At 57.5% G+C, this 26182-nt stretch carries 22 protein-coding genes and 1 tRNA gene; 11 read left to right on the top strand and 12 right to left on the bottom strand.

Features of this window, described 5'->3' with window-relative positions:
• Window positions 1-64 precede the first annotated feature (64 nt).
• Entirely contained in the window at window positions 65-3955 is a 3891-nt protein-coding gene (locus JAO29_RS05810) for a carboxypeptidase-like regulatory domain-containing protein (protein ID WP_334267248.1), read from the bottom strand.
• 210 nt (window positions 3956-4165) lie between these two features.
• The gene (locus JAO29_RS05805) at window positions 4166-5275 is read right to left on the bottom strand and encodes a rhamnogalacturonan acetylesterase (RefSeq protein ID WP_334267247.1); all 1110 of its coding nucleotides are present in this window, start codon (window positions 5273-5275) and stop codon (window positions 4166-4168) included.
• Window positions 5276-5530: 255 nt separating this feature from the next.
• Here JAO29_RS05805 and crcB point away from each other — a divergent pair, with 255 nt between their 5' ends.
• Window positions 5531-5908: a fluoride efflux transporter CrcB gene (crcB, locus tag JAO29_RS05800; protein ID WP_334267246.1), complete on the top strand. Its 378-nt coding sequence runs from the start codon at window positions 5531-5533 to the stop codon at window positions 5906-5908.
• A 105-nt stretch (window positions 5909-6013) separates the two neighbouring features.
• Window positions 6014-6088: transfer RNA gene (locus JAO29_RS05795), tRNA-Gly, on the top strand.
• Between the two features lie 105 nt (window positions 6089-6193).
• Here JAO29_RS05795 and JAO29_RS05790 read toward each other — a convergent pair.
• Window positions 6194-6991, bottom strand: coding sequence for an META domain-containing protein (locus tag JAO29_RS05790; protein WP_334267245.1), 798 nt, complete (start codon window positions 6989-6991; stop codon window positions 6194-6196).
• A gap of 77 nt (window positions 6992-7068) precedes the next feature.
• Window positions 7069-8688 carry a S41 family peptidase gene (locus JAO29_RS05785; RefSeq protein ID WP_334267244.1) on the bottom strand — a complete coding sequence of 540 codons (1620 nt, stop codon included), beginning with the start codon at window positions 8686-8688 and terminating at the stop codon, window positions 7069-7071.
• A gap of 270 nt (window positions 8689-8958) precedes the next feature.
• Here JAO29_RS05785 and JAO29_RS05780 point away from each other — a divergent pair, with 270 nt between their 5' ends.
• The 5 genes from JAO29_RS05780 (at window position 8959) to fmt (ending at window position 14895) form a co-directional block, all read left to right on the top strand.
• Window positions 8959-10923, top strand: coding sequence for a peptidylprolyl isomerase (locus tag JAO29_RS05780; RefSeq protein ID WP_334267243.1), 1965 nt, complete (start codon window positions 8959-8961; stop codon window positions 10921-10923).
• A 103-nt stretch (window positions 10924-11026) separates the two neighbouring features.
• Window positions 11027-12127: a 3'-5' exoribonuclease YhaM family protein gene (locus JAO29_RS05775; RefSeq protein ID WP_334267242.1), complete on the top strand. Its 1101-nt coding sequence runs from the start codon at window positions 11027-11029 to the stop codon at window positions 12125-12127.
• Between the two features lie 87 nt (window positions 12128-12214).
• Window positions 12215-13390: a chorismate synthase gene (gene aroC, locus JAO29_RS05770; RefSeq protein WP_334267241.1), complete on the top strand. Its 1176-nt coding sequence runs from the start codon at window positions 12215-12217 to the stop codon at window positions 13388-13390.
• 1 nt (window position 13391) lies between these two features.
• Window positions 13392-13916 carry a peptide deformylase gene (gene def / locus JAO29_RS05765; RefSeq protein ID WP_334267240.1) on the top strand — a complete coding sequence of 175 codons (525 nt, stop codon included), beginning with the start codon at window positions 13392-13394 and terminating at the stop codon, window positions 13914-13916.
• Window positions 13917-13959: 43 nt separating this feature from the next.
• Window positions 13960-14895: a methionyl-tRNA formyltransferase gene (gene fmt, locus JAO29_RS05760; protein ID WP_334267239.1), complete on the top strand. Its 936-nt coding sequence runs from the start codon at window positions 13960-13962 to the stop codon at window positions 14893-14895.
• A gap of 5 nt (window positions 14896-14900) precedes the next feature.
• On the opposite strand, the gene JAO29_RS05755 is transcribed toward fmt, so the two are convergent.
• Window positions 14901-15068: a hypothetical protein gene (locus JAO29_RS05755; protein ID WP_334267238.1), complete on the bottom strand. Its 168-nt coding sequence runs from the start codon at window positions 15066-15068 to the stop codon at window positions 14901-14903.
• Window positions 15069-15184: 116 nt separating this feature from the next.
• Between JAO29_RS05755 and JAO29_RS05750 the strand changes: the two genes are divergently transcribed.
• Together JAO29_RS05750 and JAO29_RS05745 are read left to right on the top strand one after the other, a co-directional pair.
• Window positions 15185-16081, top strand: coding sequence for an AraC family transcriptional regulator (locus JAO29_RS05750; RefSeq protein WP_334267237.1), 897 nt, complete (start codon window positions 15185-15187; stop codon window positions 16079-16081).
• A gap of 53 nt (window positions 16082-16134) precedes the next feature.
• Window positions 16135-17409 carry a transcription antitermination factor NusB gene (locus JAO29_RS05745; protein ID WP_334267236.1) on the top strand — a complete coding sequence of 425 codons (1275 nt, stop codon included), beginning with the start codon at window positions 16135-16137 and terminating at the stop codon, window positions 17407-17409.
• Here the strand turns inward: JAO29_RS05745 and JAO29_RS05740 are convergent.
• Genes JAO29_RS05740 through aroB form a run of 4 tightly spaced genes read right to left on the bottom strand, consistent with a single transcriptional unit; the run spans window position 17406 to window position 21615 of the window.
• Complete coding sequence (locus JAO29_RS05740) at window positions 17406-18227, bottom strand: PASTA domain-containing protein (RefSeq protein ID WP_334267235.1); 822 nt, start codon at window positions 18225-18227, stop codon at window positions 17406-17408. The two genes, JAO29_RS05745 and JAO29_RS05740, sit on opposite strands and share 4 nt — an antisense overlap.
• Complete coding sequence (locus JAO29_RS05735) at window positions 18224-19666, bottom strand: cation-efflux pump (protein WP_334267234.1); 1443 nt, start codon at window positions 19664-19666, stop codon at window positions 18224-18226. The genes JAO29_RS05740 and JAO29_RS05735 overlap by 4 nt, the downstream gene beginning before the upstream one ends.
• Before the next feature lie 36 nt (window positions 19667-19702).
• Entirely contained in the window at window positions 19703-20485 is a 783-nt protein-coding gene (gene ubiE / locus JAO29_RS05730) for a bifunctional demethylmenaquinone methyltransferase/2-methoxy-6-polyprenyl-1,4-benzoquinol methylase UbiE (protein ID WP_334267233.1), read from the bottom strand.
• Window positions 20482-21615 (bottom strand): 3-dehydroquinate synthase, encoded by a 1134-nt coding sequence (gene aroB / locus JAO29_RS05725; protein WP_334267232.1) that lies wholly within the window; start codon window positions 21613-21615, stop codon window positions 20482-20484. Before aroB ends, ubiE begins: the two co-directional genes overlap by 4 nt.
• A gap of 73 nt (window positions 21616-21688) precedes the next feature.
• On the opposite strand from aroB, the gene nadB reads away from it, so the two are divergent.
• Window positions 21689-23335 carry an L-aspartate oxidase gene (nadB, locus tag JAO29_RS05720; RefSeq protein ID WP_334267231.1) on the top strand — a complete coding sequence of 549 codons (1647 nt, stop codon included), beginning with the start codon at window positions 21689-21691 and terminating at the stop codon, window positions 23333-23335.
• 256 nt (window positions 23336-23591) lie between these two features.
• Window positions 23592-24254, top strand: coding sequence for a DVUA0089 family protein (locus JAO29_RS05715; protein WP_334267230.1), 663 nt, complete (start codon window positions 23592-23594; stop codon window positions 24252-24254).
• Window positions 24255-24320: 66 nt separating this feature from the next.
• Here the strand turns inward: JAO29_RS05715 and JAO29_RS05710 are convergent, their stop codons facing one another.
• Genes JAO29_RS05710 through JAO29_RS05700 form a run of 3 tightly spaced genes read right to left on the bottom strand, consistent with a single transcriptional unit; the run spans window position 24321 to window position 26135 of the window.
• Entirely contained in the window at window positions 24321-24878 is a 558-nt protein-coding gene (locus JAO29_RS05710) for a PepSY domain-containing protein (RefSeq protein WP_334267229.1), read from the bottom strand.
• Between the two features lie 57 nt (window positions 24879-24935).
• Entirely contained in the window at window positions 24936-25886 is a 951-nt protein-coding gene (locus tag JAO29_RS05705; RefSeq protein ID WP_334267228.1) for a TerC/Alx family metal homeostasis membrane protein, read from the bottom strand.
• Between the two features lie 51 nt (window positions 25887-25937).
• Window positions 25938-26135, bottom strand: coding sequence for a hypothetical protein (locus tag JAO29_RS05700; RefSeq protein WP_334267227.1), 198 nt, complete (start codon window positions 26133-26135; stop codon window positions 25938-25940).
• Window positions 26136-26182: the final 47 nt, after the last annotated feature.

Raw genomic sequence — 26182 nt, 5'->3', positions numbered from 1 at the left:
AATGCGAAGGGCGAGCATGATGAGATGCTCGCCCTTCGCAGGTTCAGAGAGTTTCGTCTCTCGGTTAGAAGGTGATATGGCCAGCCAACTGCCAGTCGCGATTCCCTGTTGCGCCGGAGAATCGGCCGAAGGTGGTCGATCCTGGAGTCCAGACTGTATTCAGACCGGTAAAGGTGTGCTTGTGCGTGACATTCAGGCAGTTTGCTTCCAGGATGAACTTCACTCTCTCGCTGGCCAAATCGAAAGAGCGCTTGATGCCCATATCCAGGTTGTACTTCCCGGGTGCCTCAAGGTCATACGCGTGGGTGCGCGGCGCGTTGCCAATCAGGTACACGGGACTAGCCGAGGTGAAAAGGTTCTGCGGAGTTCCAAACGCATTTGGGTCGAGATACTGGGCGCTGAAGTCGGATCCCGTATTCTTGCTTCCGTAGGAACCGTTAACGCGTCCAGTCCCGTTGTAGTTTGGATTCAGATCCGGAATGCAGGTCCCCACCTCGGAACGGCATCCCGATGTGGTAACAGCAAACGGAGAGCCACCCGAATAGGTGTAGATCCCTGACAATTGCCATCCGCCTGCGAAGGTCCGCACGTAGAAGTTATCGGCTCCGATGTGATCTTTCCCGAAGGGAAGCTGCCAGACTCCGTAAGCCGAGACTGACTGCGGAACCGACTGTGTGCTCGGAGCACGATCGATGCGATTCTGACTGAACGACGCCGAAGTGCCTGAAACCACTCCGGACGGCAGAGCGAACCCGCCACGGAAGTTACCATCGTCGCCGATATTGTGCGAGTAGGTGTAGTTCAGGGTATAGCTGAGGCCCTTCCATCGGCGCTGCACCAGCGAGATCTGCAGTGAGTTGTAGCTGATGTTCGCGATATTCTGTCCCCACACATCCGAGACTCCGGAATACTGAGGAAAGGCACGTAACATCTGCGAGATGGTAAGCCGGCTGCTCTTTGCCGCTGCAGCCGGAACTCCAGCATACGGCACCACAATGCTGGGCATGGCCGCTCTGGCCTTCGCGATATTTGCCGCCGTCGCAGGTGCGTCGAGCAGCGGAGAGCTGGCAGATGTGGCTGAAGACAAGCCGCCGAGTCCGGCAACATAGATGGGGTTTAGGCTGTTTGACCAGTATCCACGGCCATTGCTTCCACTCGGGTTGATGAAGTGGGCCTGGCTTCCGGCATAGTTTACAGCGATGGTCAGGTCATTCGTGATCGAACGCTGCACGCCTGCGTTATAGAACACCACCTGCGGAGCTCTGCCCGAAAGATACGGATCCGCATAACCGGGTGAGGAGCTGGCTGTGACGAAGTTCCCCGACGGATCCAGATAGTTGCCTGTATTGAGAGTCAAGCTGTCTGCACCTGGAGGAGTGATGGTGGGAGCGACATAATTCGGCCCTCCCCAGCTCGTGTTCGCCATGTTCATGGCAGTGAATGCCGGGCTGTTATTCAAGTAGAAGGACGGACCCGCAGCTGCGCCCGACGTCGTTTCCGCCGGAGCCTTGGCGGTTACGCCTGTAAGGCCAAGCTGTCCCGTTCCAGTGCCGGCACCGATGCGTCCGCCCACACCTCCTGACCGTGAATACGCGACCGCGAAGCCGCCACGGATAACCGTCTTGTCATTCACAGAGTACGCAAAGCCAAGGCGCGGCCCAATGTTCTTGAAGTAAGAGTGCACTGGTGTTGCGCAGTTACAGCTGATTCCGTCACCGCGGCTTCCGGCAAACTCCAAAGCTCCGAGATTCCCGGTGGCAGGGTTCACCACGTTTGGATTCAGGAAGCTCCATCGATCCTGAACTTCGTGGAAGGGGGAGAAGTAGTCCCAACGCAGTCCGAGGTTGACGGTCAGCTTAGGGGTAACCTTCCAGTCGTCCTGGATGTATGGAGAGATAGCCCTGTATCGTCCACCCGTCTCACTGGTTGCCTGAATCGCGTACGTGGGTGAGCCTCCTACCGCGCCGAGCAGGAAGCTGGCATACGAGTAGCCCGACGAAGCTGTTGCGAGGGAATTGCCTGCAAAATTCGCCGTCGAGTTTGCATTGAAGGGAAGAGCAACGATGCCGCTCGGTCCGCTCATGGCGGAGACGTTGTCCTGCAGCCACTGCATCTGAAGACCCACGATCAGGGCGTGTTTGCCCTTCGTCCACGACACGTTGTCTACCAGCGTAAACGTATTTGGAACGGTCGCCCCGGTTGCCGTGGAAGCTCCCGCACCTGTCCACTGGCCCTGCACGTTACCGAACATCTGCGTGGCGGCGAAAGTCACACCCGGAAAATTCTCCGAAGCCTGTCCAGCGGGAAGATTTGTGATGCCGAGGTCGGTTGCCGTATAGCCTGCCACACCCTGCGTGAGCGAACGAACAGGCTGAGCAAACCGTGTGAAGCCATATTTGAACTGGTTCACCAGGCGATCTGTGATCGCCCAGGAATGTTCAATGTCGGTGACCAGCGGCTTGATGCTGGCGTACGATCCCCACGTATAGGGCATCGGCAGCTGTACGGTGCTGCTACTGATGACATAAGGCTGATTGGTACGTGCACCGACAGCCAGAACGTAAGAAAGTCGCTGTTTCGAGGTGAGATCGTAGTCCACCCGGGTATCGAACGACCAGTTGTCGTAGCCGGAAGGCAACCCCCCGAGATAATTGTTCTCGCGATTCGAATTCGTCGGCTGCGGAAGATACTTCTGCATGTTCTGCGCGATCGGCGAGAGGTAGCTGTTGGGAATTACATTCAGTGTTGGAACGCCATTCAGCACGCCTCGGAAGGGCTGCCGGGTGCAAGTGCCACCGCTGCATGTTGTCGTTGTCGGATCGTAGATCTCCCCCGGAAGTCCGGTCTGAGCAGTATTGGTCAGGTTAGTGCCAGCCGGAAGAAGTTCTGTGAAATCGCCGCTGCGCATCTTCTCCGTTGCGATCGTATTGGCGACAGGATTTGCTCCGTTGCGGCCGTGATACTTGTCATAGGAGGCGAAGAAGAACAGCCTGTTGCGAGTGAATGGAACCGGGCCGCCGAAGGTGGCCGCAATCTCATTCTGATTCTCGTAAGGTTTTTTAGCATTGGGGTTGCTCGCCAGCGCTGATTTTGCCGTGTAGCCCCAGGTATCGAAGATCGTATTGCGGAAGAACATCGCCGCCGAACCGTGATACTTGTTGCCACCCGATTTCATGGTGAAGTTAATGAGACCGGCACCCTGATACTCGGCTGGGGGCGAGCTGGTAACCACCTGAAACTGATCCACCGCATCCACGTTCAGGCCATTGGAGACGGGGCGGTTGTCGCCCTGCTGATTGATGGTCGTGACCGGAAGGCCGTCGACGTACACCTCAGCCAGATAATTCCCCGTACCCGCAATGATGGGTGATCGCGATCCGCTCTGTGCTCCCGGGACGAGAGTCGCAAAGGCGGTTGGGTCGCGCTGCTGCCCGCTCATCTGGATCGGGAGGTTAGAGTAGGTCTCATTCTCCATCACGGCGCCCAGCGTAGCATTGGTTGTCTCGAGCGCCGGCGGAGCCTCTGAAACCGTAACGGTCTGATCGGCCTGCCCGATCGCCAGAGTTAGATTCACACCGACCGTGTGCAGCGCATCGACCTGAATGTTTTGCTGCGTCAGGCTTGAGAATCCGGCTGCGCTCACTGAAATGTCGTACTTTCCGGGGATCAGCGGAGAGATCGTATAGAGCCCGTCACCGGTGGTTGAACGCGTCGTGACAACACCGCTGGCCTGGTTGCGGGCCGTAACCTTCGCGTTGGGAACAACTGCGCCCGTGGCATCCGTCACTGTGCCTTGGATAGCACCTTCGCCGGCGGTCTGTGCATGCAGAACCGCGCTTGTGATTGTCGAAGTTGTGACGAGAACAAACGGTGCGCTTAGCAAAGCAGCAACAAGTAGCCCGAGAGGTGTTCTACGACGTGGACTGTCGTCAACACGGGAATTTTCATGAATCACCGGGGATTTCCTCCAGAAGTTTTGGAACGATCGAGCGTGAAAGTACTCCCTGGATATGATACTTGTCAATAGAAGAACAATTTCTGTTTGCGCCAATCACTCACAGATCCGCACTTACCGGTCGGCTGTTTGCGGCGAATGGGCGCAGTCCCGCGCGGCTCTACGTGAAGGGCCATGGCGGGAATGCTGGAGTTTTGGGAGAGACTGAGGCTAAGGCTTAGCTGGGGGCATCGTCGCCGAGACAGCTGCTGCGTCCGCAGAGAAGTACGACTGCAAGGGATCTGGATGTAGTAGCTTCAAACCGGTAACGACGGCTTCGGCGTTGATGCGAGCGCCCTTCAGGCTGGTGTGAGTATGGGGATCCCCAAAGAGCGGTTCTACAGCCTGCTCTCCCATCGCATCGTACTCGCCGCCAATAATCTCATTCAGATCGATGAACGGTACGTGCTCCTGCTGTGCAATCTCTCTGGCCCAGCCTCCGTATCCGTCGCCACCACTGCGAACGACGTGTCCATCCTTCCAGATCTTACGGGGGATCAGAGAGCAGACGATGATGGTTGCGCCCTTCTGGCGGGCCTGTTCCACGTACTGCCGCATGTACCATCCGTAGGTATGTACCGTCTCGTGTCGCTTCAGGATGGGGTTTTCAATCTCGCGCGTCTCGTCACTCGTTCCCGGCAGCGTTCCGCGCGCCCTGCTGGTGTCGTCCAACGGGCCGGAGTCATTATGTCCGAACTGGATCAGGATGAAGTCTCCGGGCTTCAGGCGATCCAGAACCTCCTGCCAGTGGCCTTCTGTCATATACGTGCGGCTGCTGCGTCCACCTATCGCCCGGTTCACAACGTTAATCTTGGTGGGATCGAAGTAATCCACCAGAGGCTCGCCCCACCCCCACTGCCCGTTTGCTCCATCGCCCCGCCCATTTCGTACCGTGGAGTCCCCGACCAGGAAGAGAGTCGGCAGGGCAGGATTCTTTGCCTCAGGCAAGTTTAGCCGCGCGTGTACGGTCGGATCCGTATTCTGCGGAGAGGCAGCAGGAGAAGGTTCCGCCGTCTGGCTGAGCGCAGAGGTAGTCAACACGACAAGCAGGCAAACGGCAATGGCGAGATGCGGGAACCAGATGCGGATTTTGCGATTCATTGCTGGAGTACTTACCTCGACAGATAATTTCGTTGACACTCGCACGCTGGTCTGCACCTCAGCAACATTGCGATGTATACCAGCGCGTTCCACCCGTACGGGGAGACGAATCTCGATCGTGGAAAGTCGCAGCCCGCTGAGCACGTAGGTGTTGACGGGCTCACACCAAAAACGTGTCATATCCGCTTTCGCATTCTCGCCCAGGTAATCCCTGACGCATATTCCATCTGGAGCTCTCTTCCAGCTCTTCGCGTTTGATCTCGGCTCATGCCCGGCATCCTCGCCACGCAGAAATAGCGATCGGAGCATACTCAAAATGATGCCGCCCTCATCCGATCGATACGAGAATTGCGTCGAATCTGCGAGATGATATCCGAATACTGCGGCACCGACTTAAATTTTGTCAGTATACGAGCAGACCGAAGGAGATTGAGATTGCAACGTTATCTGTTGATCGCGATAGGGGGAGCGCTGGGAGCAATGGCCCGCTATTTCGTCGGCACTTTAGCTGCCGAGCGTTTCGGCATTCGTTTCCCAATGGGGACGTTAATCGTCAATATAAGTGCATGTTTCCTGATCGGCTTCTCTGTTGAATTCTTGAATCGTCACATGGATATCAGCCCCGCATGGCGATACCTGATTCCGGTCGGGTTCATTGGAGCCTATTCCACCTTTTCCACCTTCGAATGGGAGATTTGGATGGATTTCACCCATGGTGCATTCTGGATTGGTCTTCTCTACATGGGCGTGAGTCTTGCAGGGGGAATGATCGCAGTAGCACTTGGAACTGCTGCGGCTCGCGTGACTGCATAGAGAATATCGATATGCGCAGCGTCGTATCCAAAATGTCTTGGTGCAATTACACTCCACTCAGCCTCACCCAAGCCCGCAGCGAAAGAGCTATAATCGAGACGTCAAGCGGGAGTAGCTCAATGGTAGAGTAGCGGCTTCCCAAGCCGTTGGTTGCGGGTTCGATCCCCGTCTCCCGCTCCAGAATCCCCCACATCGCTGTCAAATTCCACGCAGCCGCTGACCCGGGCAATGTCAGAACCGCAGGGACTCCAGTCAGGTAGTCACACCATCACACAATGGTGTGAGCTACGACTTATTCTTTTCCTGCTGCGCGGCGAGCTGCAGAATGATCTTGCCGCTGCTATCGGCCAGTTCCAGTCGCGATCCCGCGATCTTCCATCCCCGCACCTTCCCAAGAGCCGCAAGGAAGCTGGACTCCATCTCCATGCCATGCATACATGCCACCCTGGTTGAAGCGATACCACTGAATTGCAGCGTGTGCCCATCGGTGCGATAGGATCCGGCAAGACGGTTGCATCCTCCTGATCCTGTCAACCGGCCTCCCTCCGGACTGAAGATCAGATGTGCCTCCCGCTGTTGCTCGGCTGCTATCACCGGTTGGTTTCCTATTGCTTCAAGCTTCCAGTACGTACCCTGCAGTGGAGCGGCGCTTGAACCGGTCGATGCTGTCGCACCCTTTACCCGCTGCATCGTCATCATTCCGATCTCGCTCCCGTGACCCTGCGTCAGTACCTGGTCTGCCTGTTGCGTCGCGAACAGGATGCGTCCGTTTGCAGTGATGCGGCCGCGCACGGAGTACACGTGGGTAGGTTGGATCTGTGTCGGATCGTATTTGATTGTGAAATGGAATGGCGGATCTCCCGGCTGCTCGATTCGGGTCCGCCCCAGTACCTGGGCCGGTTCGGTGCGGGTCGTGTCCTCAAGCGTCGCCTCGAACACCGCATCTGGAGGAAGCGCGATTCGTTCGCGATAAGTAGCAGTTCCTTCGATGGCGAGCATACCCTGCGTAGCAGCGTGTGCTATTGCCGGCAGCATGAGGGAAGATGCGATCGTGACTCCGCAAACCAGAACCTTGACGCCCATTCAAGCCCTCCCCGAGCGACTTGCGCTGAAAGAAAAACGCCCGCATCTTTTGAGATGCGGGCGCCGGACGTTCCCTTTTACTTCTGAGGTGGATTGTTCTTCTGCGCCAGCTTCAGATGCTCCTGCAGGCTCTCCGCTTGGGGCAGGTAAGTGATAGCCTTCGCAATCTGCGGATCCCATTCAGCACGCACCTTCAGGCCATCAAGCTGCCCAAACTGTGACGTGAATAGATCGCTCTTGATGCTCTCCTTCACCCAGTCCTGAACTCCTGCAATATCCTGATCGGTGTACTCAATGTCCTGGGACTTCAAAAAGTTTTTGAACTCCTGCATTACCGCATCGTCAACAGTAAAGTCCTTACTCGCCGAGTTGTGGGCCGCCAGATAGTGCTGCGTAAATTTGAAGAAAGCATAGTGCTGCAGCAAAGAGTCCTGGAAACGATTCGTCTTCATGTTATCGATCGGTTGGTCCGGCGTGATGCCGCCGCCACCATAAACCGTCCGTCCCGAATCGGTGAGTTTTACCTCACGGTTCGCCTTATCCTTCTGTTGCGCTGAATCGCGAACATAGTAGTAGTCGTACAGCGAAACATGATCGTAGTTGCGCTGGATCAGGCGTCCGGACGGCGTGTAGTAGTGATACGTCGTCAAGGCCAGGCCGGTATTCTCAGAGGTCTGGAAGACAGTCTGCACCAAGCCCTTGCCGAAGGTCGTCTCACCCACAATCAGAGCGCGGTCATGGTCCTGCAGGGCTCCCGAGACGATCTCGGCAGCAGAAGCCGTATTCCGATTCACCAGCACAACGATCGGATACTTGGTGTCGGATCCATGTGCAGCGCGATACACCTGGTCCGGGAAGGCGCGTCCTCGCTGAGAGACAACAATCTGTCCCTTCTGCAGGAACTTGTCGCTCATATTGACTGCTTCATTCAACAGACCGCCAGGGTTCCCGCGCAGGTCGATAACCAGGCCGTTAATATTGCCGAACTTGTCGAGGGCATCTCCCACTTCTCGACTGGTCGTCTCCATGAAGTTGGTGACGTGCATATAGCCGATACCAGGCCGGATCAGGAACGCAAGATCGACCGATGGACGGGAGACTTCGTCGCGCACAAGGTCGAACTCGAGAGGCTTGGGCGAGCCTTCACGATTGATCGAAACGGTCACGTGTGTATTGCGCGGTCCCTTCAGCAGGGAAGCGACGGCAGCAGTGTCCATACCTGCGGTGCTCTTGCCGTCTACCGCCAGAATCGTGTCGCCGGGCCGGATCCCTGCCTTGAATGAGGGGGTACCCTCGAACGGGTACAGAACCACAATCTTGGTTCCTCCCTTGGCAGCGGGGTCAGGCTGCGGCTGGATCGTCATTCCGACGCCGTAGTACCTGCCGTGCTGATCCTCGCGCATCTGCGCATAGGCTTTCGGATCGTAAAAATTGGAGTGGGGATCAAGCACATGCAGCATCCCTGGGATGGCGCCGTCGTAGATTGCCTTATCCGTCTTATCGGTCGTCATCTTGTCGGCGTAATTCTGCTCGACGAGGGAGTACACATTGGCGAAGTTACGCAGGCTGTCGCGAAGCGTCGACTCATCTGTCGCCGATTGGGCATCGACCCTCTGATTGATAAACGTGCCTGCCACCGCACAGGTGGCCAGAAAGATTGTGGCGGAGAAGAGAGTGCGGCGGGTGCGGGGTGCCATCGTTAAAGTAACCTCGAAAAAGAGCAAAGCTGCGCAAAAAGACGTGCGCGGGACGATCGACAGGACGGGAGAACGCGAGCGTCCTCCATTGGACGGAGTATAGCATCGGCAGGTAAGCCGCTTCTCGGTGCGGGGATTCGCCTCTTCGCTGCTTGACGGTTAGAATGATGGGACGGATATCGTCCCACGCCTTAGGTAAGTCCAACCAGGTAGAGGGACAAGGGCTGACGGTCGCCTGTCCGTGGATGCTGGTAGAGATAACGAGTGACGATGACCTTTAGAATTTCGCAGTTCAGGGCGGTATGCAGCGTTAGCCTGCTGGTGCTGCCGATTGCGGCGCTTGCCCAAGCGCCACGGTATCAAAGCCCGCTTAGCGTTCCTAATGAGCCGCAGCAGCAGATCGCTCTGCCCAAGCCGGCTGCAATCACGCCAAACGGTAGTGTCGTGGAAGACGTGATTGCACGCGTTAACGATCGGATCATCAGTCGAAGCGACATGGAACGCAGCGAACAGCAGCTAGCTGCGGAAGATCAGCAGAATCAGGTCTCTCCAGAGGAAGCAGCCGAGCGCCAGAAGAATCTCCTGCGCGACATGATCGATCAGCAGTTGCTGCTTTCACGCGCGAAGGAACTTGGCCTCAATGCGGACGCAGAGGTCATTCGCCGTCTGGACGAGATTCGCAAGCAAAATCATCTCGACTCAATGGAAGATCTCGAAAAGGCAGCTCGCCAGCAAGGCGTCTCTTTTGAGGATTTTAAAGCGAATATCCGTAATGGAATTCTCACCCAGCAGGTTGTTCGGGACGAGGTTGGTCGACACCTGCAGATGACGCAGGGGCAGGAACAGGCCTACTACGACGCTCATAAGAATGAGTTTAGCCAGCCCGAACAGGTCCGTCTGAGCGAGATTCTCGTCCCAACTCCTGCTGATGCAGCGGAATCTGTGGTGGCGCAGGCGAAATCCAAGGCAGAGGGAATCGCTGAGAAGATTAAGGATGGAGCCAGCTTCGATGAGGTCGCCAAGCAGAATTCGGGTGGTCCCACCGCCTCGCAAGGCGGCGATCTCGGTCTTTTCAAGCGTGGAGCTCTTGCCAAAGTACTCGAAGATCAGACGTTTTCTCTCCCGGTCGGCGGTGTAACTCCGCCCATCCGTACTCGGCAGGGCTTCGTTATTCTCAAGGTCACTGAGCACCAGCAGCCCGGGGTTCCGGCTTTGAAGGACATTGAGCCGCAGATTCAGGAAGCAATGTACATGCGGCAGATGCAGCCTGCACTTCGCGCCTATCTGACGAAACTGCGGGAAGACGCTTACATCGATATCAAGCCTGGTTTTGTCGATTCAGGCGCCAGCCCACGCCAAACCAAACCGGTATTCAGCGCTTATGCTCCTCCTGCTCCCAAGAAAAAGAAGGATAAGCAGCGCTTTGACCGTGGCGGACGATTCTCGACGGTAAGTAAGACCACCACCTCAGCTCCGGCGGCGACCACTGCAACCTCCACTGCACCTGCTGCAGTGGCAGCTACCCCGGCCGCTTCCACTGCACCTGCTTCGGTGGCCGCGCCCCCGGCAGCGGAGAAGGCTAGTGTGGCTCCGCCTGCACCCACACGAAAGCAGCAAGCTAAGGTCAATACTTCCAAGCCCAAGAAGATCAAGCGAGAAAAGGTCCGCTTTGGTCAGGCTCCACGGAATGCGCTTCCCCCCGGCCCACAGGAGACAGCAGAAGGCGCTGGCGCCGGTGCAGCCGCTTCCACGCAGGCTGGAGATGCCGGAGAGCAGGTTGCCCCTGGAACCGCGATAGCCCCGCTGGATAACTCAACCCAGGCGTCGAACGAGGATCCGCTCGCTCCTAAGCAGGACAACGAGGGTAAAACCCGTTTCGCCTATCGGTCCAGGACAGAGGCCCAGGAAAAGGTCGCCAAAAAGCAGACTGCGGTCAAGCAGAAAGCGGCATTTACCCCTGCTCCGCCGTCCACCCAGGAGAATGAGAATCGCAAGGAACAGTCCGCCCCTCTTGGTTTGAATGGGGATACAGCGACTAAGAAGAAGGCTGTTAAGCAAAAGGGAGCTCCCAAGGAGCGTCTGCAGAACAAGCCGACCGAACCGCCGCCGCCCCCTCCACCCCCGGCTCCGACCGTGAACCCAGCTTTGGGTGAGACGCCACAGGGGGTTACGCCTCCTCCGATTGCGCCGAGCACGGCCCCTGCGCCGGAGCAAACGACCCCGCAGCCTCAATGATCAGACCACAAAACGGCTAACCGCCAAAATCGATTTTGCCGGTTATGGGCGCGAAACTTCGGTTTCGCGTCCTTCCTTTTAGGGGCAGAGTATTCTGGTTGCAATGAAAGATTTTTTTATTGCGGATGCGCCACGTTTCGATAACGCCGTGGTGACTTCGTTCTTCGTTCTGTCCTCGCTTCAGGTACGCGAACGGAGGCAGGGAGGCCAGTTCCTTACCGTGACGCTGACGGATAAGACCGGCTCGATGCCTGCCGTCATGTGGGAGGACTTTCTGGAGGCGATCGGGCCGTGCTCGGAAGGGTGCTATGTCAAGGTCCAGGGGCAGATTTCGAAGTATCAAAACAAGTTTCAGATGGCTCTGCAGCGGTTGCGTTTTGCCGCGGAGACTGAGATTGATCCGGCCGACTACCTTCCGTTTACGCACTTCGACATCGATCAGATGTGGGACGAGCTGCGAGGCTATGTCTTCCGCTTCGAAAACACTGATCTGCGCCGCCTGGTCTTCTCCTTTCTTGACGATCCAGAGATTGCCAACGCCTATCGCGTTGCGCCGGCGGCCAAGGTGCTACATCATGCCTGGATTGGCGGCCTGCTGGAGCATGTGGTCACGCTGGTACGGGTCTGTCTCGCTACGGCTCCGTTCTATCCCGAGGTGGATCCGGATCTGCTGGTCACGGGCGCCATCCTTCACGACATTGGAAAGGTCCGTGAACTCCACTGGAAGTCCAGCTTCGGCTACACGCTGGAGGGCCAGCTTATCGGCCACATCAGCATCGCACAGGGGATGCTGATTGAGAAGGTGCGGCAGCTGGAGCCTTTTCCGGAAAGACTTCGCATCCTGGTAGAGCACATGATCCTCTCACATCATGGAAAGTATGAGTTCGGCTCGCCAAAGCTTCCGATGACCCCCGAAGCCCTCCTTCTGAATGTGCTGGACGACCTGGAAGCCAAGATGCAGACCCTCCGGAACGCCTTCGCCAACGCCGAGGCCCAGGGACGCGGGGCGGGAGAGGTGACGGACTGGGTCCGATCGATGGATCGTGCGCTTCTGAATTCACGCGCATACCTCAAAGATGGTGTGTCCGTCGATGAGAGCCCGTCGGACGAGGTCCCCTCGATGGATGAGCCGCTGGTCGTCGAGTCTGAGGCTCGGGAAGAGATCCGCGCCTCTGCAGCTGACCCCGTGTCGAGCGTCGACTAAGCGGGTACTCCTGCCGGAGGGGTGCGCATGTGATTGTTACAATTAAATCTAAGGCTTCCATAGAACCAGTAAGGGTTACGCAGCACGATGCTTCGATTTTCCACAGCAGGTGAGAGCCACGGCGAGAGTCTTGTTGCCCTGGTCAGCGGTCTTCCGGCCGGCGTGCCGGTCGACCAGGAGTTCATGAGCCGCGAGCTTTGGCGTCGTCAGCGTGGGTATGGCCGCGGCGGCCGCATGCGGATTGAACGGGACACGGCACATATTCTTTCAGGCGTCCGTCATGGGAAGACGATCGGCTCGCCGATAGCGATGACGATCGCAAATAATGATTGGAAGAATTGGACTGAGATTTTGCCGGTTGAGGCGGGAGATCCGGATAAGCATAAGGCTGTCGCCTCTCCGCGCCCCGGCCATGCCGATCTGGCAGGAGCTCTGAAGTATAACTTCCGGGATGCCCGGTACGTGCTGGAGCGGGCAAGCGCACGTGAATCCACGGCTCGGGTCGCCTCTGGAGCCCTGGCGAAGCTTCTGCTTCGTGAACTGGGTGTTGAGGTGCTATCGCACGTGATCCGCGTTGGCAAGGCAGAGCTTTCCCGACCGGCGAAGTGGGAGGAGATCCAGGCGCTTTCGCATAAAGAAGAGATCCTGCTCAACTGTGTCGACCCCGAAGATGAAGCAAGAATGAAGGCTGAGGTGGATGCTGTTCTGCGCACGGGGGACACCGTAGGTGGCGTCTTCGAGGTCGTCGTGCATGGTCTGCCTCCTGGAATCGGCACTCATGTGAACTGGGATGAGCGGCTCGACGGTCTGCTGGCGCAGGCGGTGATGAGTCTCCAGGCCGTCAAAGCGGTAGAGATTGGTCGCGGCGTAACGGCAGCAGAGTCGCTGGGTTCGACGGTTCATGACGCAATCGGCTACGAGGGTGACGAGGAACGTTTCACGAAATTTTCGCGCGAGCACAATAATGCCGGTGGCCTCGAGGGAGGCATCTCAAACGGTGAGGACGTTGTGGTGCGTGGATACCTGAAGCCGATTTCGACATTGCGGAGACCGTTGGGAAGCGTAAGTTTCGAAACCCGGGAGCCAGTGAAGGCCGCATACGAGCGATCCGATGTATGTGTGGTTCCGGCGGCAGGCGTGGCGTCGGAGGCCATGGTGGCTCTTACTGTCGCACGACTGGTAATTGAGAAATTCGGGGGCGATTCGCTGACGGAGCTCAAGCGGAACTACAACGGCTACCTTGAACAGATAAGAGCGTACTGACGTGGCAAAAAAGACCAAAATCTATGAGGTTGTGAAGTATCCGGACCCTGTTCTGGCGAAGCGGGGAGAAGATGTCACGGAGTTTGGGGAAGAACTGAAGACTCTTGCTGACGACATGTTCGAGTCCATGTATGCCGCTCAGGGTATCGGCCTCGCGGCTCCGCAGATTGGCTTGTCCAAGAGGATTACGGTGATCGATGTGAGCTTCAAAAAAGAGCCGGCAGACAAGCTGGTTCTCGTCAACCCAGAGATCATCGAGCGAGAAGGCAAGCAATTCGAAGAGGAGGGCTGTCTCTCCCTGCCGGAGATTCGCGAGAAGGTGCATCGGGCGGCGAAGGTAAAGGTCCGCGCACAGAATGTGCAAGGGGAGTGGTTTGAGGTGGAAGGCGAGGAGCTTCTGTCACGTGCTCTGCAGCACGAGATCGACCATCTTGACGGCGTGCTTTTCATCGATCGCCTGAGCCGTCTAAAGCGCGATCTGGTGCACCGCAAGATCAAGAAGATGCAGAAGAACGGCGAGTGGTGAGCGCCGCGCGATGAGAGCTTAAGCAGATACCATTAGAGACGACATGAGACTCGTTTTCTGTGGAACCCCGCAGTTCGCCGTTCCAGTGCTTGAGGCTGTAATTTCTGCCGGACATGAGGTCGCTCTCGTTCTCACGCAGCCCGACCGTCCGGTAGGGCGGGATCAGAAGCTCCAGGCACCGCCCGTCAAGCAGACCGCGATTGCACATTCCATACCCGTGCTGCAGCCGGAGAAGATCAAGAACAACGCAGAGCTCCGTGAGCGACTGGAAGAGATTAGGCCAGATGCCATCCTTGTCGTCGCCTATGGACGCATCATTCCGGAATGGATGCTAAACCTTCCCCGCTATGGAAATATCAACCTGCACGGGTCATTGCTTCCGAAATATCGCGGCGCAGCGCCAATCCAATGGGCGGTGGCAAATGGCGAAACGGTCACAGGTGTAACCACCATGCGCCTGGACGCAGGTCTCGATACGGGACCGATGCTGCTCGCGCAGGCTGTTCCGATCGGCGAAGAAGAGACCGCGATCGATGTCTATGAGAATCTGGCAGAGGTAGGGGCTCCGCTGATGGTAGAGACTCTTCGCAGGCTGGAGGCAGGAGAGCTATTTCCCACAGACCAGGACGATAGACAGGCGACACATGCGCCGATCCTTACCCGCGAAGATGGGCGCATCGACTTCAACCGGACTGCGAAACAGATCTGCGATCGGTGGCGTGGCTTCCAGCCGTGGCCTGGTGCTTTCACGATGCTGCGCGGTAAGAAGCTGATAGCACACCGGCTGCATACGATAAAGCACACGGAACCGATCGCTCCGGGCCTCATCCACCTTCACGAGGGCCGACTGCTGGTGGGTTGCGGACAGGCAACGGTGATTGAGCTGGATGAGGTGCAGCTTGAGGGCAAGAAGCGCGTGACCGCGTCCGAGCTTCTGCGCGGTTACCAGATCAACTCCGGAGAGCGCCTGGGAGAGTGACTGGGTTACAGGCGGTGAAGGACCAGCAGAAACATTGTCATGGCTGCAAGGATGGAGGCAGCCAAAGTAGCGGTGATATAGAGGGCGGCCAGACGTTCCTGACCTGGTTTTGGCCGTGTGATCCCTACACTCCATATAAAGCTCTCGCTTATAAAGTCCGTCAGCTTTCTCATCTTTGCCTCCACTACAAGGATGCGCTGGTGCCGGGCCTAAGATATGCAATTCCTGCGGTAAACCTGCGGTTGCTTCTTCGAGGGATAGCTGGGCATCTTTAACGTGAAGGCTGAACATGGAAGACGCCGGACAAAACAGAATTTCTGTGCTTCGGGACAATCAACTTGTCCCGTTGGTTCCCTGTATCTCAGGGAAGCACAGTGAGCCGCAGCCCTGGCGCGGTGTCCTGCTTGAACGGCACACCATGGCTCCGACTGAGCTTCCCGAGCACGAACATCGCGAACTTTGCCTGCACCTGCAGCTGAGTGGCGATGACAAAATGCGATGGTGGTCAGGTGGTGCGGAGGGAGTGGAGAGGACCTTTCCGGGTTCGATCATGGTGGTTCCAGCGGGGACCCGGGACAGGGCGGTGTGGCATGGGTCTTCAGAGCGTCTTATCCTCTCGATCCGGCCGGAGATTCTGAACGAGATTGCGGCGAGTACGGGGTCCACGACGCCGGAGTTTGGGGCGCAGTGGTCTCTCCGAGATCCAGCGTTGGGCGGCCTTATGTCAGAGATGGGCCGCGAGGCCGTGGAGGGTTGGCCGCTGGGGAGCCTGTATGCAGACCTGATGGCGACGGGGCTTGTCAGTCAACTTCTGTACCGCCACGCTGTTAATAGCGTGGACCTGCGGCATCTACGGGGTGGTCTTCCTGTGCCACAGCTTCGGCGGGCGATGGAGTATATCTCGGAGAACCTTGCACGCGATGTGCGGCTTGAAGAGGTAGCCGGTGAGGTCAAACTGAGTCCCTTTCACTTTGCACGCGAGTTTCGTGCAGCTACCGGAAAGACCCCTTACCAGTACCTTCTCGATCAGCGGATGGATAAGGCGAAACATCTTTTGAAGCACCACTCGTGGCCGGTTCAGGAGATAGCCGGGATGACGGGCTTCCAATCAGCGGTAAACTTTGGCCGCACCTTCCGCCAGCGTGTGGGTGTAACACCGGGCGTGTGGCGTCGAGACAGCCGGTAAGCCTCACAGTGTAGCTGCAGAGAGGGTATTCTTAAGGCGGAAAGAAATCTGCCTTGCCCAAACCTGCCAACAAACCCAAACCTGTTTCGGCCGCCCGAGCCGCTGCTTTCGAGATTCTGTCACGGGTAGAAGCCCGCAGAGGCAATAGCGACGATCTGCTTCACTCCTCGCATACAGAAAAGCTTTCGTCCGAAGATCGCAACCTGACGACCGCTCTCGTGCTGGGAACACTACGGTGGCAGATTGGACTGGACGCGCGGATTCAGCCGCTGCTTCAGCGCCCTGACCAGCGGCTGACTGAGAGTGTTGCCCTTGCATTGCGGTTGGGAGCGTTTCAGCTCCTCTATCTGGATCGGATACCCGCGCACGCGGCGATCAACGAGAGTGTCGAGCTGACGAGGGCCAGCGGAAATCCACATGCGGCGGGGATGGTGAACGCTATCCTGCGCAAACTTGCAGGACAGAAGCTTCCCGGCAGGCCTCTTCATGAGAGCGCTGCGGCGATCGCCCGCAGGCTCTCTCATCCGGAGTGGCTGGTAGAGCGATGGATCGCAAGGTACGGGCGGGATACGGCGATCAGAATCTGCGAGGCTGGGCAGAAGGAGCCGAATGCTCCGCTGCTCTTCAACAATCCTGCGGACGCGATTCTGCCGAAGATGGACGACGGTTCTCGATTAGTGGCTGAGCTTGCGGCGGCTTCGAGTCTTTCGGCTGGCCGGGTATGGGATACATGCGCGGCTCCTGGAGGAAAGACACTGATTCTTGCTGCGCGGCTGCCGGATGCGCAGACACTTGCCACGGACGTTAGCGAACGACGTCTCGCTGCTATGCGTGCACGATTCGGTGAGTATCCTTATGCCGCGAAGATTGAGATGAAGGTGCTGGATGCTACTGGGCCCCCGTCGGAGCTGGGGATGTTCGACCTAATACTTGCAGATGTGCCTTGCAGCGGAACCGGCACGCTGGCACGCAACCCGGAGATTCGGCTGCGGCTTGCGCCGGCGGATCTGAGTCGCCAGGCGGAGCGACAACGCCAGATTCTCAGCGCTTCTCTTGGGCATCTGCCTGTCGGAGGACGTCTGGTCTATTCAACCTGCTCGCTCGAGCCGGAGGAATGTGAGCAGGTGGTCGACGCGGTTCTCGCGGAACAAGGAATTGCTGGAGCCTATCGGGTTCTTCCCCTGGAACCCGTACTGAACCGCCTTGAGGAAGCCGATCTGTTGCGGGAGCCGCTGAAGGGAGCGGTCAGCGGGAGTTACCTCCGAACGTTGCCTGGGACGCATCCGGGGGACGGGTTCTTCGCTGCCGTGGTAGAACGTACCGCTTAGTGGGTGAGAGAGAGCTGGACGGTGTCGCCACGTGCGACGCGATGCCCGGCAAGTGGTGTCTGGGCGACGATGATGCCGGGCGTAAGTCCAGCGGAAACAGCTGGCGTGGTGGTGGGAGTAGCCGAGGGGATCTCGGGAGTGGCAGACGTGGCAGGCGGATTCGGTGTGACGTCCTCGGCGCTGATGATGCGGAGTCCAGCCGCTCCTGCACGGACATAAGCAGCGGAGACGGTGAGGCCAACGAGCGAAGGCATAACGTATCCGGCGGAGGCTTCATCTGGTCCGTCGCTGAGCAGGATGCTGACCCGGGGTCTGTCCACGCCCTTGGCACCGGGTGCGGGGGTCTGGGCTACGACTATGCCGGTCGGACCGGGCATGGAGACGTGTGCTACCGTTCCCATGTCGAGTCCGAGTCGTCGCAGGTTGATGGCGGCGGCGCGTTCGCCTTCGCCTTTGAGATCTGGAATCGACACTCTCTGGATTCCGAGACTCTCAGTTACACGAACTGGCCACTGCCGCCGGACGGTAGCACCAGCGACCGGATATTGAGCGAGCACCTGGCCGGGGGCAACATCGGGCGAGTAGAAACGATTTTCAAGCTGGAGACGCAGACCAAGGGCGCTGGCCGTCCGGCTGGCTTCGGGGATGGTCATGTGAGTCAGTTGCGGGACCTTCACCTCGCGGCCATGGATCGCCAGTCGCATCGCCAGGAAGGCGGATACAAGGGCGACCGCGATCATTGCCATGGCACCCAGAACGATATTGAAGAAGCGCCGTACGGGAGCCCAGCCTACGAAGCGCACACGGAGAGTTGTCATCGTGAATTATCCGTCGCCGGCTCTGGATGAATCAGAAGCCGGTCCACTTCAGGTACCTCCAGTTTAAATGCACCTTCAAGAGAGGTAATGATGGCGTGGACCTTGGCCATCGGAAGTTCATCGGGCATGGTGCAGTGGCAGTTCACCTGCAGATGTGATCCCATACGGGTGACCATTACGTCGTGGACATCGAGGATTTGAGGAAATTCCTGGGCGACGCGGCGCAATTTTACTTCCAGCTGGCGATCACGCTCCTGTGATTCCGGCTGTTCGATGGTCGCGGGTTCGCTCTCAATATGAGTCAGGATCGAAGTCACCTCAGGTATGTCGCGCTGGATCTCATTCTCCAAACGGCTTGCGAGCTCGTGGGCCTGCTGGAGGGGCATCGTCTCTTTCACTTCCAGGTGCTGCTCCACGTGCAGCTGCTGACCGAACCGTTGCACCATGACGTCGTGGATTGTGAGGTTCATTCGTGCCGCCACGGCTCGAATGCGATCGTGAACACTCTCCTTGCCTGTAGCCATCGGAACGGTGTGAATAACCACGTCTGCGCCCGGCATGCGCCGCTCTACGGTCGCTGTAGCCGCACGCGTGATCTGCTCGGTGTGCTGAAAGGTGAGGTTCCGATCCAGTCCCAGGGTTAGGTCCACGAAGTAGTCGGCTCCGGACTGGCGTGTGCGGATGCGATCGACCGTGAGAACGCCGTCAATCTGATTGAGATCGTGCTGAAGTTCGCGGGTGGCCATGCGAGCTTCTTTTGGAGAAGCGTCAAGCAGAGCATCGATTGTGCGGCTGCCAAGCCCCCAGGTGACATGCAGAATGATCGCCGAGACGATGAGAGCAGCGATCGGATCGGCCATCTCAAGTGCGGGGATATTCCAGCGGTTTCCAACAAAGGCCGCGGCGAGACCGACGAGCACTGCCAGCGATGACCAGATATCGGTGCTGAAGTGGATCGCATCGGCTTCGAGAGCCTGGCTGGAGGATTGTCTTGCGATAAGGTGCAGTCTCCGAGACCGGGTGAAATCGACAGCTATCGAGAGCAAGAGGACGACAAATGGCCAGATGGATGGGCGAATGGCAAGATGCTCGCGTGAGGTGATTCTGCGGATAGCTTCGCTGACGATCCAGACGCAGGATCCCAGCATGATGACAGCTTCAGTGAACGCCGAGAGACTTTCCACCTTACCGTGCCCATAGTTATGGGTATCGTCGGCAGGGCGATCCGAGACCTGAACTGAAAAGAGAGTGATGGCTGCAGCGACCAGATCTACGGTTGAATGGGCCGCCTCCGACAACATTCCGAGGGAGCCAGTGAGGACACCGGTAAGAAACTTGAGGACTGTGATCCCAAGCGCGGCCAAAACGGAGAACAGGGCGGCCGAGCGTTTTTCGCTGGATGTGGAGCGGACGTTTTCTGATGGGAGGGCTGAGCTCATCTGCAATCGAATCTTACGTGCAAGGCACCGGAGACACTAGGGTTTGGTTGCGCGGTAAAGTCCAGCGGTTCCGAAGGTATATCCGGTCCAGGATGCATCGCGAAAGCCCGCGGCACGAATCATCTCGAGCATGCGCCTGGGGCGAGGGAAACGTTCCACCGATGCGGGAAGATAGCGATATGCGCTTGAGTCTCCCGAGATCTTTCCGCCGATCCAGGGAAGAATCTTTTTGAAATAGAAATTGTAAAGACTTCCAACTGCACCTTCAGGCTGGTTACAATCCAGAATTCCGATCTGGCCGCCAGAGTGCAATACGCGATACAACTCTGCGAGCCCATCTTCGTAATTTGCCAGGTTCCGGAAGCCAAAGGCTGAGGTAACCAGAGCGAGAGCATCGTTCTCGAATGGCAGGGAAAGCGCATCCGCTTCGATTGCCACGATGTTGTGTCCCTTGAACTTTCGTTTACCGCGTTCCAGCATCTCGTGGGAGAAGTCCACCGCTATCAGCGGCGACTCTCCAACTCCCACCGGACGATACTTGAGCAGCGCCATCGTCATATCCCCGGTACCGCAGCAGAGATCGAGGATGCGAGCCTCGGGCCGCGTGAGAATCCTTCGAAAGCTTCGGGCAGCCCGGGACCACCACCATCGATCGAGGCCCACCGAAAGCACGTGATTCAAGAGATCATACCTGGGTGCGATAGCATCGAACATCTGCTGAACATTCGCCGCCGCAGCTTGCTCAGTCGTCGCGCCCACGGGGCGCGCTCCTGTCGAGACTTCGTGCTCATGGCGAAGATGGTGGCGCGTCAGTGTCATCGTCGCTTCTTTGGCGTTGGCGTCTTGACCGTGCCGTGATTGCGCATCTGTGTCAGCATCCACTCAGCAGCAGTCAACATTTCGCTGCGAGTAATGTCACGTACTATGACAGCTTCCCCGATCTTTACCGGCAACACAAAACTCAGGGTACCGCTACGGTTCTTTTTGTCACTTGAGGTAAGGTCGACCAGCTTCGCGGCCTTTACCTTGACGGGTGTTAAGGGGCCATAGCGAAGGATCAGTTGAAGGATTCGATTCGCCTCGGGTTCGGTGATCATGCCGCGCATAACGCCCAGGTGCGTTGCTGCGATACTTCCCCAACCGACAGCTTCACCGTGCAGCAGCTGCTTGTAGCCGGTTGCAGCTTCGATGGCATGACCAAGGGTGTGGCCATAGTTCAGAATCATTCGCAGTCCGGATTCGAGCTCGTCATTCGCCACGACGTCGGCTTTTACTCTGACGCTGGCCGCGATGACGTGAGAGAGGGCTTTCGTATCTCCGCGTAGAACAGCGTCCGCATTCGTCTCAAGGTAGCGGAAGAGTTTAGGGTCGCGGATGATCCCAGCCTTGATGGATTCCTGCAATCCTGCCCGCAGCTCAGCTTTGGGAAGAGTCTTAAGAACATCCGTGTCGGCCAACACCGCTAAGGGGTGATGAAAGCTTCCAACGAGATTCTTTCCTGCACCCAGGTTTACGCCTGTCTTACCTCCGACGGAAGAGTCGACCTGTGCCAGCAGTGTCGTCGGGATCTGGACGTATGGGATACCACGCATGTAGATAGCTGCTAGAAAGCCCGTGACGTCGCCAACTACACCGCCGCCAAATGCAATCAGCAGGGCGTCTCGATCAGCCCCGGCCGCTGCAAGCTGCTCGAGGAGCGATTCGACGACGCGGAGGCGTTTGTGCCTCTCACCAGCGGGAAGAAACAGGACGGTGGGCTGATCTTTTCCGAACGGCGCCATGACCTGCTTGCCCCAGAGCTTCCAGATCTCAGGCGAGGTGACGATAAACGGACGAAACGGCTTTCCCGTCTTCAGTTTTTTCAGGCGAGACGGAAGCCTTCTGATCAGTCCCGATGCGATTGCGATTTCGTAGCTGGCACTTGGCGTCTTGAGCTGAATCGAGGGCACAATACTCTCATCCTATCGTAAGGGGACTGCCAAGTCCTCTTCGATTCGGATAGCATCGAAGACAGGAGACGTTGTGCCGAACGCAGTGCCAGTCGTTGATTCCACCCCCTCAAATCTGCCTGAGCCCCCGCTCGATTTCCTCGTCATAGGTGCGGGAGTTGCCGGCCTGAGTGCAGCGATTCGTCTGGCGACCGCTGGCTCTGTTCTGGTCGTCACGAAAGAGGAACTCGCCGAATCGAACACGGCGTACGCCCAGGGCGGAATCGCTGTGGCGATGGGCGGCGAGGAGGATGTCGCACTTCACCTTGAGGACACCATTGCAGCGGGTGACGGTCTGGTCGATGCGGAAGCGGCCGGGATCCTGGTCGAACAAGGCCCGGAGCGGGTGGAGGAGCTTCTGGAATGGGGGACTGCCTTCGATCGCGAAGACGGCGAGCTAATGCTCACTCGGGAGGGTGCGCATAGTCGCTCCCGTATCCTTCACGCTAACGGGGATGCTACAGGCAGGGAGATTGCGGTCTCGCTGCTGCGCCATGTTCAGAAGCTGCCTAACGTTCGCCTGCTGGAGTGGACGACAGGAATCGACCTTCTGGTGGATTCTCGTAATGGTCAGCGGCAGATTATCGGAGCAACGCTGCTGGACGGTGAAGGCGGAGTTCTCACGGTCTATGCACGCGCTACCCTGATTGCGAGTGGAGGCGCAGGTCAGGTCTACAGTGACACGACCAATCCGGCTGTCGCGACAGGGGATGGCATTGCGATGGCCTGGAGAGCGGGCGCAGACGTCAGCGACATGGAGTTCTATCAATTCCACCCGACTGCGTTCAGTATGCCGAATGCTCCTCGCTTTCTGATGAGCGAGGCTCTCCGAGGTGAAGGAGCATATCTCATCAATGCCAGAGGCGAGCGCTTCATGGAGCGCTATCATCCGCTGCTGGAACTTGCTCCGCGAGATGTCGTTGCCCGTGCGATCACGCGCGAAGGGATGGACGGTCCGGTCTACCTTGACATGCGGCATGTAGCGAAGGATCTGACGGCACGTTTTCCGGGTATCTCGCAGTTCCTCCGCAAATACCATCTTGATCTGAACCGCGACATCATTCCGGTTCGACCTGCGGCGCATTACCTCATGGGCGGTGTTCTTACCGACGTCCATGGCCGTACCACCCTGGCGGGATTGTACGCGGCGGGAGAGGCGGCATGTACAGGCGTTCATGGAGCGAATCGCCTGGCCTCCAACTCGCTTCTTGAGGGGCTCGTCTTTGGCGCGCTTGCTGCGGAGTCTATGATCTCTGATGCGGCGGGTAGAACGTCGATCTTTCCGCCCAAGACTAAACCCGATTTATCCGCCTTCGAAGGCGGCCGGACATCCGATGCGGATACGGAGCGGTGGATCGGAGACCTGCGCGGCAATATGTGGAAGTATGCTGGCCTTTTGCGTGACGCCGACGGGATGGGTGCCATGCAGCATGTGCTGAAATCACTGGCGACATCGATGCCCCGTGCTCTATCGCGGAGGGCTATCGAGGCACGCAACTTGCATGCAATCGCAGGTTTGATTGTGAGATCTGCTTTCGGCCGCTGCGAGAGTCGTGGCGCCCACTACCGCCACGATTTCCCTGAGCATGACGCCATAGCACAACACTCCATTTTGGAGCGGGATCAACTTCGCTTCCAACCGTCTCTCCAAGGCGCAACAACAGCTTTGAACGGCGTTTAGCTGGTTTTGTTTCCTTTCGAGGGAACTGCTTTCCTCAAGAGTATGCAAAAGGCAACGCATGGCGTTGTCGCCTAACGCCTACATCCCTCATATCTTCAATGACATGCAGCGCCGCATCTTTGGCATCACACGTGATCCCCTTCCGTACATACCCCTGGGAAAACTTCATAGCGCAATGCACAAGAAACACTTCCGAGAGATGAGGTTTTCCTGAATGCAAAACCAAGAAGCATAAGCTCAAGGAGATATACCTTTCATGCGTGCAAGTAAAGTTTTGATTGCAGCTTGCGTTTTCGCCTTGTCGTCCGCCGTTTCGCATGCCGACGATTTCTCATTCACTGGTACTTTCAACAGCATCAACGACGTTCAGTTGTTTACGTTCACGGTGGGCGCGAGTTCGAATGTAGTCCTTCGGACCTGGTCTTACGCCGGTGGCGTAAACGCCCAAGGCCAGACCATCGCTGCTGGTGGTTTCGATCCGATCCTCGCCCTCTTTCAGGGAACGGGATCGAGCGCCGTTTACATCGGTCAGAATGATGATGGCGGAAGCGCGGTTCCCGCAGATCCCGTGACCGGCGCTCACTTCGACACCTACCTCGCACAGAACAGTTTGGCGCCCGGCGATTACACGGTATCGATCATGGACTATGCCAACTTCGCCACGGGACCTACGCTTGGTGACGGCTTCACTGGAGGAGCACTTGTCGACAGTGACTGCAGCATAGGTACAGGAACGTTCTGTGACGCTACGAATCACTTCCGCGATTCGCACTGGGCATTCGACATCCTGGGTGTGGAGGCAGCGACGACGCCGGATCAGCCTCCTACCTCGCCGGTTCCTGAGCCTTCGACTATAGCGCTCCTTGGCTCCGGTCTTTTAGGGATGGCCCAGTTTGCACGACGACGATTCTCGCTCTAGGCATGGTTTCAACAAGAAATACGGCGCATCCGTCTGGATGCGCCGATTTCTTTGGGTGCCACGGATTTAGACAAATACTAGTGCTACGGGGATGACAGTTCCGAGCACCAAAAGGATCGTGACGGTGCGGCGATTTCTCATGTACTTGTAGGACATGTATAGCCCGGTCAATGTTGAAAGAAACAAAGAGATGGCTACGATGAGAAAGAAGATCTTCATCGGAAGGGGATGATGTCGCTTCTCAGAAAGAGCGGGAGGTTGAACAGGGTTTGAGGCTTGCCCGGACAGTACTTCTCCTCGGCGGCCACCTTGTCTGTTGTCGTTACTGGACGTGCGGGCCTGGTCGGCGCCCGGGCTTCCGGGGAGGTCCTGCCTGTCCTTCGCTTCGGCAGGGGGGCGGCGCCTGAGCGGAACCACGGGAGTTTGCTTCTTATGAATCTGGCCCAGCGTTACAGCCCAGGCCGGCGGCTTGTAGGAGCTTCCTCTGGTTGTCTCATGCAGGCTGAACGTTTGAAGCGCCCCAGTGAAGGAGAAAAAGATCAGTGCAGGCGTCGTAAAGATACCCAGGTACAGATGAAGCAGGCGGCAGGTCCGCAGAAAGGCGTGCGCAGAGGAGCGTGACATGATTCTTCAGTTTTAGCTGAATCCCCTAATTCGGACAAGAGTGGTCGTATATTTTATCTACTTCTTAACGGATTGTTTTAGGGTGTGCGGCGGACCCAGCAGGGAAGCCGCGATGGTGATTGAGAGCAGCCCTGCTACGACCGCAAGAGAGACTACGGGACTGATCTCGAAAAAGTGAGACGTCAGCATCTTGACTGCAGCGAACCCCAGCACTGCCGCCAGACCATAGTGGAGGTACTGCAGTTTGGTCAGCAGGTGAATCAGAAGGAAGTAGAGGGAGCGTAGACCCATGACCGCCATGATGTTGGAGGTATAGGCAAGAAACGGGTGGCGTGTGATCGAAAGAACGGCCGGAATGGAGTCAATGGCGAAGACCAGATCCGTTACCTCAATGGCGACCAAAGCAAGAAGAAGAACAGTGGCCATGTTCCTGCCGTTCTCTTTCACGAAGAAGCCATCCTGCCTGAGGCTGACGGGATGCAGCTGCGAGATCCACTTGAGCCAGCGTGGAGTCTCCTCCTTTTTGGCATCATCCTCCGGCAATACGAGCCGGACGGACGCAATCAGGAGAATGAGGGCGAAGAGATAACTCACCCACTCGAATCTCGCAAGCAGACTGATACCGGCTGCGATGAAGGCACCGCGCATTACGATGGCTCCGGCGACTCCCCAGAAGAGCACTTTGGGCTGATAGCGAGCCTCGATACGGAAGAGTCTGAAGAGGAGAAGGAAGACGAAGAGGTTATCGACGGAGAGAGCTTCTTCGATGGCGTAACCGGCCAGGTATTGCGTGGCGGATTCTCCCCCGAGAGCTCTCAGGATGAAGAAGGCGAAGGTCAGAGCCGCGCCAATCCACAGAATGGTGGCAGCTATCGCAGTCGAGTGGACGGTCTCTTCAGCAGGTCTTCTTGAACGCTGCCAGCGGGTGTAAAGGTACTCTACCGCCATCAGGACGAAGACGAAGACATGGAATCCAATCCAGTGGCTTATGGGCGTGGCGCCAGACATCTCTTCTACGATGCTATCGCGTCCGCTTCCTTGCGATCCGGGGGAGGATTTCTAGAGGGTTCCGAGGACTATGGAGTAGACGGAGTAGACTCCTACGGCCAGCAACCCCCAAAGTACAGAGGTGTAGACCAAACCACGGATGACTTCAGCTAGAGGGTGCGTTTCAAAGTATCGCGGCTTCTTCCCCCAGCTTCCTGCTGTGATCCCCTCATTCTGGCGGTGCCAGAGGGCAATCTTTAGAGATGACATTCCTTTTCTCTCCTTGGTATGCACAGCTTAGATAACTGCATACCGGC

The sequence above is a fragment of the Edaphobacter sp. HDX4 genome (genome assembly GCF_036877565.1).
In the GTDB taxonomy this organism is placed as follows: Bacteria; Acidobacteriota; Terriglobia; order Terriglobales; family Acidobacteriaceae; genus Edaphobacter.
Note: the sequence above shows the minus strand (reverse complement) of the source record. Positions and strands in the feature narration are given on the sequence as shown.

Excerpts from the sequence above, each read along its gene's own strand:
- fmt (WP_334267239.1), top strand. The coding sequence starts at position 13,960 with ATGAGACTCGTTTTCTGTGGAACCCCGCAGTTCGCCGTTCCAGTGCTT.
- JAO29_RS05785 (WP_334267244.1), bottom strand. The coding sequence starts at position 8,688 with ATGGCACCCCGCACCCGCCGCACTCTCTTCTCCGCCACAATCTTTCTG.
- JAO29_RS05780 (WP_334267243.1), top strand. The coding sequence starts at position 8,959 with ATGACCTTTAGAATTTCGCAGTTCAGGGCGGTATGCAGCGTTAGCCTG.
- JAO29_RS05715 (WP_334267230.1), top strand. The coding sequence starts at position 23,592 with ATGCGTGCAAGTAAAGTTTTGATTGCAGCTTGCGTTTTCGCCTTGTCG.
- JAO29_RS05735 (WP_334267234.1), bottom strand. The coding sequence starts at position 19,666 with ATGAGCTCAGCCCTCCCATCAGAAAACGTCCGCTCCACATCCAGCGAA.
- JAO29_RS05710 (WP_334267229.1), bottom strand. The coding sequence starts at position 24,878 with ATGTCACGCTCCTCTGCGCACGCCTTTCTGCGGACCTGCCGCCTGCTT.
- ubiE (WP_334267233.1), bottom strand. The coding sequence starts at position 20,485 with ATGACACTGACGCGCCACCATCTTCGCCATGAGCACGAAGTCTCGACA.
- JAO29_RS05740 (WP_334267235.1), bottom strand. The coding sequence starts at position 18,227 with ATGACAACTCTCCGTGTGCGCTTCGTAGGCTGGGCTCCCGTACGGCGC.
- JAO29_RS05805 (WP_334267247.1), bottom strand. The coding sequence starts at position 5,275 with ATGACACGTTTTTGGTGTGAGCCCGTCAACACCTACGTGCTCAGCGGG.
- JAO29_RS05705 (WP_334267228.1), bottom strand. The coding sequence starts at position 25,886 with ATGTCTGGCGCCACGCCCATAAGCCACTGGATTGGATTCCATGTCTTC.
- JAO29_RS05750 (WP_334267237.1), top strand. The coding sequence starts at position 15,185 with ATGGAAGACGCCGGACAAAACAGAATTTCTGTGCTTCGGGACAATCAA.
- JAO29_RS05775 (WP_334267242.1), top strand. The coding sequence starts at position 11,027 with ATGAAAGATTTTTTTATTGCGGATGCGCCACGTTTCGATAACGCCGTG.
- JAO29_RS05790 (WP_334267245.1), bottom strand. The coding sequence starts at position 6,991 with ATGGGCGTCAAGGTTCTGGTTTGCGGAGTCACGATCGCATCTTCCCTC.
- aroC (WP_334267241.1), top strand. The coding sequence starts at position 12,215 with ATGCTTCGATTTTCCACAGCAGGTGAGAGCCACGGCGAGAGTCTTGTT.
- JAO29_RS05700 (WP_334267227.1), bottom strand. The coding sequence starts at position 26,135 with ATGTCATCTCTAAAGATTGCCCTCTGGCACCGCCAGAATGAGGGGATC.
- JAO29_RS05755 (WP_334267238.1), bottom strand. The coding sequence starts at position 15,068 with ATGAGAAAGCTGACGGACTTTATAAGCGAGAGCTTTATATGGAGTGTA.